Origin of the sequence: Streptomyces sp. AJS327 (assembly GCF_013450295.1) — a bacterium.
GTDB lineage: Bacteria > Actinomycetota > Actinomycetes > Streptomycetales > Streptomycetaceae > Streptomyces.
The window spans coordinates 1,887,388-1,900,221 of sequence record NZ_SKBR01000001.1; the positions used below are offsets into that span (position 1 = coordinate 1,887,388).

A 12,834-nucleotide genomic window follows, 5' to 3' on the forward strand; every position below is an offset into this window, starting at 1 on the left:
CGCCGTCCGGCCCCGCCGCCGGCGGCTGGCGGGGCCGCCGGTCACCGGCGGGGGCGCCGCTTCCCGCCCCGCACGTAGGAGTCGGGGCCGGGGGACGTCACGGCCTCGTGGCCGTCCTGATAGCGGACCCGGTACGGCGGCTCACCCTGGGCGCCGAGCACCTCGACGATCTCCGCGGAACTGTCTTCCTGGCCGACGACCCGGCCGTGTGTCACCAGCCGGTCGCCCCTCTTCGCTCGCATCAGGAGTCTCCTCCCGTCAGCACTTCGCGGCTCCGTTCCGCGTCCGAGTCTACGGCGACACCCCGCCGGGCGTCCTCCGCGCGGCGGTCGGCCGAGCCCTCCCGCCCGGCTTCCCGGCCCGGGAGAACCCCGTACGACCTGGTGTTTCGCCGGGTTCCCCGGATCGGTTCCGGGAGGCGGGCCGCTGTGCCAGGCTCGGGCCATGACCCCGCTGATCCCAGACCCGGCCGACGGCGTCAGCGACCCCGGTGGGGCGCTCGCGCCGGACCTCGAATGCTCGACCGACCCCGCGCGGCTGGACGTGGACCGGGTGCACCACTGGCTGTCGACCGACGCCTACTGGGCGCTCGGCCGCTCCCGGGAGGCCCAGCTGCGCGCCATCGAGCACTCGCTCAACATCGGGGTGTACACGCGGGCTTCGGGACGGCAGGTGGCGTACGCGCGGGTGGTGACCGACCGGTCCACCTTCGCCTGGCTCTGCGACGTCTACGTGGACCGCCCGGCCCGGGGCCGGGGGGTGGGCACGGCGCTGGTCGGCGTGGTCCAGGAGCTGCTGGAGCCGTGGGGCGTCCGCCGCCTGACGCTGGCGACCAACGACGCGCACGAGGTGTACGCGCGACGCGGGTTCCGCCTGCTGCCCGACCCGGAGCGGTGGATGGAGCACCGTCCGGAGTGGGCCTCACCCGCGCCGGACGCCCGGGGCCGCGACTGAGCCGCGCGCGGTGGCGGAGTGCCCCGGCTCGTTCCGGGGTATCGAACAGGAGAGCCCTTCGGCCCTACCATCGGCCAATGCATCTACGCCTCACGCTGGTCGCGGCGGCCCGGAGCTCCTCGCTGCTCGACGTGCGGTTCGATGACGACCGGTCGCTGGACATGGCGGGATGGCAGGAGGCGGGCAGGGTCCAGGCCGCCTACGCCGGTCTCGCCGCCGCCGAGCTGCGCTACTGCTCCCCGTCCGTCCGCTGTCGGGAGACGGCCGAGGCGCTCGGGCTGGCCCCGCTGCCCCAACCCGCCCTGCGCGACTGCGATATGGGACGGTGGCGCGGCCGGACGCTGGCGGAGGTGACGGCGCGGGAGCCACGCGGGGTGGACGCCTGGCTGGCCGACCCCCGCGCGGCGCCGCACGGCGGAGAGTCGCTGCTCGACTTCATCCGGCGGGTCGGCGGCTGGCTGGAGACCCGGCCGGAGCCGGAGTGGGTGGTGGCGGTCGCCGAGCCCGGGGTCGTCCGGGCGGCGCTGTGTTACGCGCTGAAGGCGCCGCCCCAGTCGTACTGGCACATCGACGCGCAGCCGCTCAGCGTGGTCACGCTGCTCGGCCGGGCCGGGGAGTGGAGCCTCACGCTGGAGGGCTGAACGGCCTCCGCCCGCCCACCGGTTGACCGTCGCCGGAGAGGGTCCCACCGGGTGGGTCACCCCGGGGTGCCGCGCCCGGCCCGGGGTGCCGCGCCCGGCTCCGCCCGGGGCGCCGTGCCGCCGGGCCCACGCGCTCGCCGGTCTGGCGGCCCGGACGGGCGGCCACGTCCCGGGGTGCGCGGCGCCCCTAGCATCGGGGGATGGCGCGGAGTGCGAGGAAGGCCCGGCGGCTGGTGGTCGAGGGGGAGACGTTCCTCTGGTCCGTCGGCCACCGCCACCGCGATCTGGGGAACGGCCGCTACGAGGACTGCCGCGAGTGTCTGGACATTCGGCGGTCCGGCGTGCGAGGGCTGCTGCGCGTCGTCTTCCGCGAGGGCCCCGGCCGGCTCGTCCCCGACGGGTACATGCCGTCCGGTGCCGTGGGGACCGGCGTGGACAGGACGCTGAACCTGCACGAGCCGGGCACCGTTCACGCCCTGCTCCGCGCGGCCGTGGCACGGGGGTGGCGACCCGACGGCCCCGGTCCGGTGGAGGTCGACGGCTGGGCGCTGTTCGACCCGGTGGAGCTGCGGCGCCGGGTTCCGGGAGCGGCGTCCCGGGCGTGGTCGCCACGGGAGGTGGCCGAGGAGGAAGCGGCGCTCGCCGCCACCGCCCCGCTCCCCGCCCGGCGACACCGCCACCTGCTGCTCGCGGCCTGGGCCCACCACGACCGTGGGCGCGCGGACGAGGCCCGCGCGCGGGTCGCGGCGGTCCTGCGCGACGACCCGGCGCCGGAGCAGGCCGCCGACGCCCGCCGGGTCCTGGCGGCGCTCGACGCCATGGGATGACCACCCCTGAACGGTGACGCTGGGGCCCCGCCGCGCCCACGGCCCGGCGCGGCCCTCCGCCCCACCCCCGGGCACCCGCCGTACCTCGCTCACCTCAGCATTGCATATGTGTACTGCTGCACGTATAGTCATGCCATCACGAGGGAGGACATCCATGGCAGTGCGCGTGGCGGTGGCCGGAGCGAGCGGATACGCCGGGGGCGAGATCCTGCGGCTGCTGGCCGCGCATCCGAACGTCGAGGTCGGAGCCCTCACCGGGGACTCCAACGCGGGGCGCCCTCTCGGCGAACTCCAGCCGCACCTGGTGCCGTTCGCCGACCGCGTCCTGCGGGAGACGACACCCGAGGCGCTGGCCGGACACGACGTGGTGTTCCTCGCGCTGCCGCACGGCCGCTCCGGCGCCGTGGCCGCGGAGCTGGGGGACGAGGTGCTGGCGGTCGACTGCGGAGCCGACTTCCGGCTGACCAGCGCGGACGACTGGACGGCCTTCTACGGGAGCCCACACGCCGGCACCTGGCCCTACGGCCTGCCCGAACTCCCGGGCGCGCGAGCCGAGTTGCGCGGAGCGCGGCGGATCGCGGTACCCGGCTGCTACCCCACGGCCGTGTCGCTGGCCCTCGTCCCCGCCTACGCGGCGGGCCTGGTGGAGCCGGAGGCGGTGATCGTCGCCGCGTCCGGCAGCTCGGGCGCCGGGAAGGCGGCCAAGCCCCACCTGCTGGGCAGCGAGGTGATGGGCTCGATGAGCCCGTACGGCGTGGGCGGCGTGCACCGGCACACCCCGGAGATGACGCAGAACCTCTCGCTCGCCGCGGGCGAGCCGGTCAGCGTCTCCTTCACGCCCACCCTCGCGCCGATGCCCCGGGGCATCCTCGCCACGTGCAGCGCCCGGGTCCGTCCGGACGCCGCGCCGGAGCACCTCCGCGCGGCCTACGAACGGGCCTACGCGGACGAGCGGTTCGTCACCCTGCTCCCCGAGGGCCGGTGGCCCTCGACGGGCGCGGTGTACGGCTCGAACAGCGTCCAGCTCCAGCTCGCGGTGGACGACGCGGCCGGCCGGCTGATCGTGGTCAGCGCCGTGGACAACCTGACCAAGGGCACCGCGGGCGGCGCGGTGCAGAGCATGAACATCGCGCTGGGTCTCCCGGAGGGAAGCGGCCTGTCGGCCGTCGGGATCGCCCCGTGAGCGGTGCGATGAGCGACACCAGCTCCCGGCGGTGCCGGGATTCGGGCCGGGCGACCGGCGGGGCCACACAGGAGGCGCAGTGAGCACCACAGCGGCCAGGGGATTCACCGCGGCGGGGGTAGCCGCCGGGATCAAGTCCCCCGGAGCGGAGCAGGGCGGCGGACTCGACCTCGCCCTCGTCGTCAACACCGGGCCCCGGCGCAGCGCCGCGGGCGTCTTCACCGCCAACCGGGTCAAGGCCGCGCCGGTCGTCTGGTCCGAGCAGGTCCTCCAGGGCGGCACGGTCTCCGCCGTCCTGCTCAACTCCGGTGGCGCCAACGCCTGTACGGGACCGCCCGGCTTCCAGGACACGCACGCCAGCGCGGAGGAGACGGCCTCGGTCCTCGGGGTGGACGCCGCCGAGGTCGCGGTCGCCTCCACCGGGCTGATCGGCCTCCGGCTGCCGATGGACCGGCTGCTGCCCGGCATCGGCAAGGCCGCGGCGGCGCTCTCCCCGCACGGCGGGGAGCGGGCGGCCATCGCCATCAAGACCACCGACACCGTCCACAAGACCGCCGTGGCGGAGGGCGCGGGGTGGACCGTCGGCGGGATGGCCAAGGGCGCGGGCATGCTCGCGCCCGGCCTGGCCACCATGCTCGTGGTGCTCACCACCGACGCCGACCTGGACAGCCCCGCCCTGGACCGGGCGCTGCGCGGCGCGACCCGTACGACCTTCGACCGGATCGACTCGGACGGCTGCATGTCCACCAACGACACGGTGCTGCTGCTCGCCTCCGGCGCCTCCGGTGTCACCCCCGGGGAGGAGGAGTTCCTGGAGGCCGTGCGGACGGTCTGCGACGACCTCGCCCAGCAGCTGATCCGGGACGCCGAGGGCGCCTCCAAGGACATCCGGATCGAGGTGGTGGGCGCCGCCAGCGAGGACGAGGCGGTCGAGGTCGGACGCTCCATCGCCCGCAACAACCTGCTCAAGTGTGCCGTGCACGGGGAGGATCCGAACTGGGGGCGGGTGCTGTCCGCGATCGGCACCACCTCGGCGCGGTTCGAGCCCGACCGGCTGAACGTCGCGATCAACGGCGTCTGGGTCTGCGAGAACGGCTCCGTGGGCGCGGACCGGGACCTGGTCGACATGCGCTACCGGGAGGTGCGGATCACCGCGGACCTCGCGGCGGGCGCCGAGTCGGCGATCGTGTGGACCAACGACCTCACCGCCGATTACGTCCACGAGAACAGCGCGTACAGCTCATGAGCGCCCGGAAACACACCGCGCTGCCCAAGGCCCGGACGCTGATCGAGGCGCTTCCCTGGCTGACCCGGCACCACGGCCGGACGGTGGTCATCAAGTTCGGTGGCAACGCCATGGTGGACGAGGAGCTCCAGGCGGCCTTCGCGCAGGACGTCGTCTTCCTCCGGCACGCCGGGCTGCGCCCCGTCGTCGTGCACGGCGGGGGACCGCAGATCAGCGCCCAACTGGAGCGGCTGGGCCTGGAGTCGGAGTTCCGGGGCGGGCTGCGGGTCACCACGCCGGAGGTGATGGAGGTCGTGCGGATGGTGCTGGCCGGGCAGGTGCAGCGGCAGCTGGTCAACCTGCTCAACCAGCACGGGCCGCTCGCGGTCGGTATGACCGGCGAGGACGCGCACACTATGTCGGCCGTCAAGCGGTACACCGAGGTCGACGGCGAACAGCTCGACCTGGGCCGGGTCGGCGAGGTCGACGGGATGGACGTCGGCGCGGTCCGGGCGCTGCTGGACGACGGCCGTATCCCCGTGATCTCCTCCATCGCCCGCAGCGCGGACGAGGACGAACCCGGCGACCACGTCTACAACGTCAACGCCGACACCGCGGCCGCCGCGCTGGCCGCCGCCCTCGGCGCCGAGACGCTGATGGTGCTGACCGACGTGGAGGGGCTGTACGCGGACTGGCCGCGGAGCGACGAGGTCGTCAGTGAGCTGACCGCGAGCCAGCTGGAGGCGATGCTGCCCGGGCTGGCCAGCGGGATGGTGCCCAAGATGGAGGGCTGTCTGCACGCGGTACGGAACGGGGTGCGCACGGCGCGCGTACTGGACGGCCGGGTGCCGCACTCCATCCTGCTGGAGATCTTCACGGACGAGGGCATCGGCACGATGGTCCTCCCGGACCACCAGGCCCCGGGGGAGACCCGCATCCCGGAGGGAACGGCATGACTCCCGCCAACCAGCACAGCCAGGACGACCGGCACGGCCAGCGGGTGTCCGGCCCGGCCGGTGCGTCCAGCACGTCGAACGCGGCGCTGACCGCGCGCTGGCGGGCCGCGCTGGCGGACAACTACGGCACCCCCCGACTGCCACTGACCCACGGCGCGGGCTGCGCGCTGTGGGACGCGGAGGGCCGCCGCTACCTGGACTTCGTCGGCGGTATCGCGGTCAACGCGCTGGGCACCGCCCATCCGGCGGTGGTCCGGGCGGTATCCGAGCAGATCGCCACCCTCGGTCACGTCTCCAACCTGTTCGTCTCCGAGCCCGCCGTGGCCCTCGCCGAGCGGCTGCTGGAGCTGGACGGGCGCCCCGGCCGCGTCTACTTCTGCAACTCGGGCGCCGAGGCCGTCGAGGCGGCGGTGAAGCTGGGACGGCTCACCGGGCGGGGCCACATGGTGGCCACCGAGGGCGGCTTCCACGGCCGCACCATGGGCGCGCTGGCGCTGACCGGGCAGCCCGCCAAACAGGACCCCTTCCGCCCGCTGCCCGGCGAGGTGACCCACGTCCCCTACGGTGACCCGGAGGCGCTGCGCGCCGCCGTCACCGAGGAGACGGCGCTGGTGATCGTCGAGCCGATCCAGGGGGAGAACGGCGTCATCCCGGCCCCCGAGGGGTACCTGGCGGCGGCCCGCGAGATCACCCGCGCCACCGGGACGCTGCTGGCCGTCGACGAGATCCAGACCGGGATCGGCCGGACCGGCCACTGGTTCGCCAGCCGGGCCGCCGGAATCGAGCCGGATATCGTCACCCTGGCCAAGGGGCTCGGCGGCGGCCTGCCGCTCGGCGCCACCCTGGCGTTCGGCCCGGCGGCCGAGCTGTTCCAGCCCGGCCAGCACGGCTCCACCTTCGGCGGTAACCCGGTGTCCTGCGCCGCGGGACTCGCGGTACTGGACACCCTCGCCGCGGACGGCGCGCTCGACCGCGTCCGGCGGGTCGGGGAGCGGCTGCGGGACGCGGTGGCGACGCTCGGCCATCCGTTGATCGCACAGGTGCGCGGGGCGGGGCTGCTGCTGGGTATCGTGCTCACCGAGCCCGTCGCACCGCAGGTGCGGGACACGGCTCAGGACGCGGGGTTCCTGGTGAACGCGGTCGCGCCGGACGTGGTGCGGCTGGCGCCGCCGCTGGTCATCGGCCCGGATGAGGTGGACGCCCTCGTCCAGGCGCTGCCCGCGATCCTCGACGCAGTGGAAGCGGGCCGCCGAGCCGGAGGAGAGCGGGGCAGATGAGCGAGGAGCAGCAGGGGGGCCAGGCCGTCCCGCAGACGCGGACGGCCCGGCATCGGCGCATCGTGGACATCCTGGGCAGGGCACCGGTGCGCTCCCAGAGCCAGCTCGCCAAACTCCTCGCCGACGACGGACTCACCGTCACCCAGGCCACCCTCTCCCGCGATCTGGACGAGCTGGGTGCCGTCAAGATCCGCAACACCGGAGGGGAGTTGATCTACGCCGTGCCGAGTGAGGGTGGGGACCGTACCCCCAAGGCGCCGCTCGGTGAGTCGGCGAGCGAGGGCCGGATGGCCCGGCTCGCCGGGGAGCTGCTGATCTCCGCCGAGGCCTCGGCCAACCTCGTCGTGCTGCGCACCCCGCCCGGCGCCGCGCAGTTCCTGGCCTCCGCGATCGACGCGGCGGAGCTGCACGCGATCATCGGCACCATCGCGGGGGACGACACCCTGCTGCTCATCAGCCGGAACCCGGAGGGCGGGCAGGCCCTCGCGGACCATCTGCTCGGCCTCGCCCAGAAGGAGCGCTGAGGCACCCCACCGTCCCGCCGGGGGCCGGGCCACCGTTCGCCGGTGGCCCGGCCCCCGGTCTCGGCTGGTCTCGGCGGGTCCGGGTGACGTACGGCGTCCGCGGGTGCGGAGCCGCGCCGTGCCGCGCACCCTGGACGTATGAGTGACACCGCGAGGACGAAGAAGACCGGGGGAGCGGCGGGGGCCCGTCGTGGCCACACCTCGGGGAAGGCCCCCGCGGTGCGGGTGCGCCGGGTCTACGAGGCCGCCGACCCCTCCGAGGACGGCACCAGGGTGCTGGTCGACCGGGTGTGGCCGCGCGGACTGGCGAAGGCCGACGCCGAGCTGGACGACTGGGACAAGCGGGTCGCGCCCTCCACCGAGCTGCGTAAGTGGTACGGCCACGACCCGGACCGCTACGAGGAGTTCGCCCGCCGCTACCGCGCGGAGCTGGCCGAGCCGGAGGGCCGGGAGGCGCTGGAGCAGCTGCGCGAACAGGCCGGTCGCGGGCCGCTGACGCTGCTGACCGCGACGAAGGACCTGGCGCACGCGCACACCGGTGTGCTGGCGGAGGAACTGCGCGGCTAGCGGCAGCGAATGACAGCCGCGGTCGCGGCGGTCGTCGGGGGGCCGCGGTCGCGGCGGTCGTCGGGGGGTCGCCGTTGGCGGCGATCGCCGGGTGGTCGGCGGTTGACGGCGTCGCTGAGGCGGGAGCGGGGGAGCGGCCGGGGCCCACGGCCCAGCTGGCCCTGGGCGGCCGTCGCGCTCGGCTGGCGGCCAGGGGGTGTGGGGCGGTTTCGGGGTCACGGAAGCGCGTTGACGAAACATACGGTGGAGTGCATACTTATACCCGTCAGCGCGTGCATCCTAAGGAGAACCCCGTGACCGAGCGCGTCGTACTCGCCTACTCCGGCGGCCTGGACACCTCCGTCTGCATCGGCTGGATCGCCGAGGAGACCGGGGCCGAGGTCGTCGCCGTCGCCGTCGATGTCGGCCAGGGCGGAGAGGACCTGGACGTCATCCGTAAGCGCGCGCTCGCCTGTGGTGCGGTCGAGGCCGAGGTCGTGGACGCGAAGGACGAGTTCGCCGAGGAGTACTGCCTCCCCGCGATCAAGGCGAACGCGCTGTACATGGACCGCTATCCGCTGGTCTCCGCGCTCTCCCGGCCCACCATCGTCAAGCACCTGACGGCGGCGGCCAGGAAGCACGGCGCGGGCACCGTCGCGCACGGCTGCACCGGCAAGGGCAACGACCAGGTACGGTTCGAGGCCGGGATCGCCTCCCTCGCCCCGGACCTCCGGTGCATCGCCCCCGTCCGGGACTACGCGATGACGCGGGACAAGGCCATCGCCTTCTGTGAGGAGAAGGGCCTCCCGATCGCGACCACCAAGAAGTCGCCGTACTCCATCGACCAGAACGTCTTCGGGCGGGCGGTGGAGACCGGCTTCCTGGAGGACATCTGGAACGGCCCCATCGAGGACGTCTACGAGTACACCCAGAACCCGGCCGTCTCCCGCGAGGCGGACGAGGTCGTCCTCACCTTCGAGAAGGGCGTCCCGGTGGCGATCGACGGCCGCCCGGTGACCGTCCTCCAGGCCATCCAGCAGCTGAACGAGCGGGCCGGGGCGCAGGGCGTCGGCCGGATCGACATGGTCGAGGACCGGCTGGTCGGCATCAAGTCCCGCGAGGTGTACGAGTCGCCCGGCGGCATCGCGCTGATCACCGCCCACCAGGAGCTGGAGAACGTCACCGTCGAGCGGGAACTCGCGCGCTACAAGCGGCAGGTCGAGCAGCGCTGGACGGAACTGGTCTACGACGGCCTCTGGTTCTCCCCGCTCAAGCGCGCGCTGGACGGCTTCGTGGAGGAGGCGAACGAGCACGTCACGGGCGACATCCGGATGACGCTGCACGGCGGCCGGGCGGTCGTCACGGGCCGTCGGTCCGAGAAGTCGCTGTACGACTTCCACCTCGCCACCTACGACACCGGTGACACCTTCGACCAGTCCATGTCCAAGGGCTTCATCGAGATCTTCGGAATGTCCGCGAAGATCGCGGCCAAGCGGGACCAGCAGGGCTGACCGCCCGCGGCCCGGCGCGAGCGGCCCGGCGCGAGCGGCCCGGCGCGAGCGGCCCGTCCGGCGTCCGCCGGACGGCGCCGGGCCGCCACCCCGTCAGTGCCCCGCCGCTCCCCGCCTCCCTCGCCCGCACGCCGCTGAGCACCCGGTCCACCCCGGTGCGCCCCGCGCGGTACCGGCCGCCGGTGCGCCGCCCCGTCCGCCCGGACGGTAGTCTCCGCGTCCGGCCGCTGAGAACGGCGTCGCCCGCCACGCTGTCCGGCGGACCCGTGGGCAACTTCCCGTAGCGGCCCCGGCGTTCCGGGCGGTCCCCGCGGCCCCACGCTCCGGGTGGACCCCTCGGCCCGGTCCTCCCGGCGGTCCCGCGACCGCCGCCCCGCCACTCCCGTCCCTCCGCACCCCTCCCGTCACCCGTAACGCGATCTTCACGAGGAGCACCAGTGAGCAACGGCGCCCAGCCGACCGGACAGCCCGCGGACCAGGACACCGGAGTCCGGCTCTGGGGCGGGCGCTTCGCGGACGGCCCGGCCGAGGCCCTGGAACGGCTGTCCGCCTCGGTCCACTTCGACTGGCGGCTCGCCCCGTACGACATCGCCGGATCGCGCGCGCACGCCCGGGCGCTGCGGCGGGCGGGGCTGCTCACCGAGGACGAGCTGTCCCGGATGATCGCCGGACTCGACCAGTTGGAGGCCGACGTCGCCGCCGGGCGGTTCGTCGGCACGGTGGCCGACGAGGACGTGCACACCGCGCTGGAGCGGGGCCTGCTGGAGCGGCTCGGCGCCGAGCTGGGCGGCAAACTGCGCGCCGGGCGCTCCCGGAACGACCAGGTGGCCACGCTCTTCCGGATGTACCTGCGCGACCACGCCCGGACCCTGGGCGGGCTCCTGCTCGACCTCCAGGAGGCGCTCGTCGGGCTGGCCGAGGCGCACCCCGATGTGGCGATGCCCGGCCGCACCCACCTCCAGCACGCCCAGCCGGTGCTCTTCGCCCACCACGTCCTCGCCCACGCGCAGGCGCTGTCCCGGAACGCCGAACGGCTGCGGCAGTGGGACGAGCGGACCGCCGTCTCGCCCTACGGCTCGGGCGCGCTCGCGGGCTCCTCGCTCGGGCTCGATCCGCGCGCCGTCGCCGAGGACCTCGGCTTCGAGGGCGGCAGCGCCGCCAACTCGATCGACGGCACGGCCTCCCGGGACTTCGTCGCCGAGTTCGCGTTCGTCACCGCGATGATCGGGGTGGACCTCTCGCGGATCGCCGAGGAGGTGATCCTCTGGAACACCAGGGAGTTCTCCTTCGTCACGCTGCACGACGCGTTCTCCACCGGCTCCTCGATCATGCCGCAGAAGAAGAACCCGGACATCGCGGAGCTGGCGCGCGGCAAGTCCGGACGGCTGATCGGGAACCTCACCGGGCTGCTGGCCACCCTCAAGGCGCTGCCGCTGGCCTACAACCGCGACCTCCAGGAGGACAAGGAGCCGGTCTTCGACTCCATCGACCAACTGGAGCTGCTGCTCCCGGCGTTCACCGGGATGATGGCCACGCTCACGGTCCGGGGGGACCGGATGGCCACCCTCGCGCCCGCCGGCTTCTCGCTGGCCACCGACGTCGCCGAGTGGCTGGTCAAGCAGGGCGTTCCGTTCCGTGAGGCACACGAGATCGCCGGTGCCTGTGTGCGGGTCTGCGAACAGGAGGGCATCGAGCTGGACGAGCTGAGCGACGCCCGGTTCGCGGAGATCTCCCCGCACCTCACCCCCGAGGTGCGGAGCGTGCTGAACGTGCCCGGCGCGCTGGCCGCCCGGGACGGGCGGGGTGGCACCGCCCCCTCCGCCGTCGCCACCCAGCTCGCGGAGTTCGCCGCCGACCTCACCACGCAGCGCGCCTGGGCCGCCGCCCGCCGCTGACCCACCCCACCGGGCCCGGCGCCCGGGGAGTCCGTCCCCCGGCCTCCCCGGGCGCGCGCCCGCCGGTGACCAGCCCGCACGCCGGAGTCCGGCGGCCGGAACCGGCCGGTTACGGTGGTGCGGCCCGCGTCCCGGAGCCGACCGTATGGGGAGACCGATGCCGTTCGACCGCCTGGCCACCGCCACCACCCCGACCGCCCACCTCGGTCTGGGCCTCGCCGCGGTCGGCCGCCCCGGCTACCTCACCCTCGGCCGGGCGCGGGACCTGCCCGCCGACCGCACCCCGGAGGCGTTGCGCCAGCGCACCCACGAACTGCTCGACGCGGCCTACGCGCAGGGCGTGCGCTACGTCGACGCGGCCCGCTCCTACGGCCGGGCCGAGGAGTTCCTCGCCTCCTGGCTGCGCGCTCACCCCGAGGTGGACGACCTCGTCGTCGGCAGCAAGTGGGGGTACACCTACACCGCCGAGTGGCGCCCCGACGCCGAGGTGCACGAGGTGAAGGACCACGCGCTCGGCACCTTCGAACGGCAGCGCGCCGAGACCGCGGAACTGCTCGGGGACGCGCTGGACCTGTACCAGATCCACTCCGTCACCGCCGGTGCCCCGGTATTGACCGACACCGCCCTGCACGAGCGGCTGGCCCGGCTGGCCGCGGAGGGCGTCACTCTCGGCTTCTCCACCAGCGGACCGCGCCAGGCCGACGCGGTGCGGGCCGCGTTGGAGATCACCGTGGACGGTGTCCCGCTGTTCCGCACCGTGCAGGGGACGTTCAACCCGCTGGAGCCCTCCGCCGCCGGGGCGTTCGCCGAGGCCCACGCGGCGGGCCGCACCGTCATCGTCAAGGAGGGCATGGCCAACGGGCGGCTCGCGGAGGACCGGGCGCCCGCCGTGCTCCGGGAGATCGCCCGCGAACTCGACGCCCCCTGCGACGCGGTGGCGCTCGCCTACGCGCTCCAGCAGCCGTGGGCCGGCGTGGTCCTCTCCGGCGCGGCCACCACCGCGCAGCTCGACTCCAACCTCCACGCGGCCGTTGTCGAGCTGGGCGCGGAACAGCTCGCCCGGCTCGGGGAGTTGGCGGAGGAACCCGAGGCGTACTGGGAGCACCGCTCGCGGATGCCCTGGAGCTGAGCCGGGCCCGTCAGCCGGTCCGTCCCGTCCGGTCCGCCGAACCGCTTCCCCCCCACGGGCGAGTTGGTCCCCCCCGGATCGTCCCGGACGCCTCCGGGTTCGGTCCTCCGGCCTCCGAGTCCGCTGATCATTCGGGCCTTTGGGGTTATTCCAGTCTTTTCGGGTT

The 12,834-nt window shown here is 74.5% G+C and carries 13 protein-coding genes; 12 read left to right on the forward strand and 1 reads right to left on the reverse strand.

The features are described from left to right. Positions 1-41: 41 nt before the first annotated feature. Positions 42-242: a DUF1918 domain-containing protein gene (locus E0L36_RS07440; RefSeq protein ID WP_180928011.1), complete on the reverse strand. Its 201-nt coding sequence runs from the start codon at positions 240-242 to the stop codon at positions 42-44. 202 nt (positions 243-444) lie between these two features. Between E0L36_RS07440 and E0L36_RS07445 the strand changes: the two genes are divergently transcribed. From E0L36_RS07445 to E0L36_RS07500, 12 genes are all read left to right on the forward strand, one after another. Continuing rightward, positions 445-954: a GNAT family N-acetyltransferase gene (locus tag E0L36_RS07445; RefSeq protein WP_180928012.1), complete on the forward strand. Its 510-nt coding sequence runs from the start codon at positions 445-447 to the stop codon at positions 952-954. A gap of 77 nt (positions 955-1,031) precedes the next feature. Continuing rightward, the gene (locus E0L36_RS07450; protein ID WP_180928013.1) at positions 1,032-1,595 is read left to right on the forward strand and encodes a histidine phosphatase family protein; all 564 of its coding nucleotides are present in this window, start codon (positions 1,032-1,034) and stop codon (positions 1,593-1,595) included. A gap of 200 nt (positions 1,596-1,795) precedes the next feature. Continuing rightward, complete coding sequence (locus tag E0L36_RS27475) at positions 1,796-2,422, forward strand: tol-pal system YbgF family protein (RefSeq protein WP_258015932.1); 627 nt, start codon at positions 1,796-1,798, stop codon at positions 2,420-2,422. 154 nt (positions 2,423-2,576) lie between these two features. Further along, on the forward strand, positions 2,577-3,605 hold the full coding sequence (gene argC / locus E0L36_RS07460) for an N-acetyl-gamma-glutamyl-phosphate reductase (RefSeq protein ID WP_180928014.1): 1,029 nt from the start codon (positions 2,577-2,579) through the stop codon (positions 3,603-3,605). 79 nt (positions 3,606-3,684) lie between these two features. Next, a complete protein-coding gene (gene argJ / locus E0L36_RS07465) occupies positions 3,685-4,851 on the forward strand; it encodes a bifunctional glutamate N-acetyltransferase/amino-acid acetyltransferase ArgJ (protein WP_180928015.1) in 1,167 nt (388 codons plus the stop codon). Further along, entirely contained in the window at positions 4,848-5,786 is a 939-nt protein-coding gene (gene argB / locus E0L36_RS07470; protein ID WP_180928016.1) for an acetylglutamate kinase, read from the forward strand. The genes argJ and argB overlap by 4 nt, the downstream gene beginning before the upstream one ends. Further along, positions 5,783-7,063, forward strand: a complete 1,281-nt coding sequence (locus E0L36_RS07475) for an acetylornithine transaminase (protein WP_180928017.1) — start codon at positions 5,783-5,785, stop codon at positions 7,061-7,063. The genes argB and E0L36_RS07475 overlap by 4 nt, the downstream gene beginning before the upstream one ends. Then, positions 7,060-7,587, forward strand: a complete 528-nt coding sequence (locus E0L36_RS07480; protein ID WP_180928018.1) for an arginine repressor — start codon at positions 7,060-7,062, stop codon at positions 7,585-7,587. Before E0L36_RS07475 ends, E0L36_RS07480 begins: the two co-directional genes overlap by 4 nt. A 138-nt stretch (positions 7,588-7,725) precedes the next feature. Beyond that, the gene (locus tag E0L36_RS07485) at positions 7,726-8,154 is read left to right on the forward strand and encodes a DUF488 domain-containing protein (RefSeq protein WP_180928019.1); all 429 of its coding nucleotides are present in this window, start codon (positions 7,726-7,728) and stop codon (positions 8,152-8,154) included. Positions 8,155-8,447: 293 nt separating this feature from the next. Next, entirely contained in the window at positions 8,448-9,644 is a 1,197-nt protein-coding gene (locus E0L36_RS07490) for an argininosuccinate synthase (protein WP_180928020.1), read from the forward strand. A 437-nt stretch (positions 9,645-10,081) separates the two neighbouring features. Continuing rightward, the gene (gene argH / locus E0L36_RS07495; RefSeq protein WP_180928021.1) at positions 10,082-11,539 is read left to right on the forward strand and encodes an argininosuccinate lyase; all 1,458 of its coding nucleotides are present in this window, start codon (positions 10,082-10,084) and stop codon (positions 11,537-11,539) included. Positions 11,540-11,696: 157 nt separating this feature from the next. Then, positions 11,697-12,668, forward strand: coding sequence for an aldo/keto reductase (locus tag E0L36_RS07500; RefSeq protein WP_180928022.1), 972 nt, complete (start codon positions 11,697-11,699; stop codon positions 12,666-12,668). Positions 12,669-12,834 lie beyond the last annotated feature (166 nt).